The organism is Falsiroseomonas sp. E2-1-a20 (assembly GCF_051433195.1).
In the GTDB taxonomy this organism is placed as follows: domain Bacteria; phylum Pseudomonadota; class Alphaproteobacteria; order Acetobacterales; family Acetobacteraceae; genus Falsiroseomonas.
In genome coordinates this window covers 1-460 of the sequence record NZ_JBHMFT010000205.1, presented here as the reverse complement: position 1 = coordinate 460, position 460 = coordinate 1, and the positions used below count along the sequence as shown (strand labels likewise).

The following is a 460-nucleotide window of genomic DNA, read 5'->3' as shown; positions in this document are numbered from 1 at the left end:
CGGCGGCGGCGAGCGGCGCCAGGCCGCGGAGGCCGAACAGCCGGCGGGCGGCGCGGCCGGTGACCTCGACGGCGACGCCGTCCTGGACCAGGCGGTCGAGGATGGCGAGCGCGCTTTTGATCGAGATCCCGAGCGCGCCGGCGAGGGCGGTGGCGGAGAGCAGCGGCAGGGCGGCCAGCAGGTCGACGGCGGCGGGGGTGCGGGAGGCGCGGCGGTGGCCGGCGGTGGCGTGGCGGGCGGCGGACCAGCCGCGCTCGAGATTTTGGAGCAGGGCCAGGCTGTCCTCGGCCTCCTCGGCCAGCGCCTGCAGGAACACCGGGATCCATGTCGCAAAATCCCACGCCACCTCGGCGCGCAGCGCGCTGGCGCCGGTGAGCGGCAGCGGCGCCCGCAGCAGGCCCGTGGTGCCCCAGTGGCGCACCAGGGCGGCGCGCAAGGGCGCCCGGGCGCCGCCGGCCTC

General features: G+C 78.9%; 1 pseudogene. It reads right to left on the bottom strand.

The features are described from left to right. Positions 1–460: pseudogene (locus ACFHPP_RS31380) on the bottom strand (hypothetical protein); the annotation flags it as partial.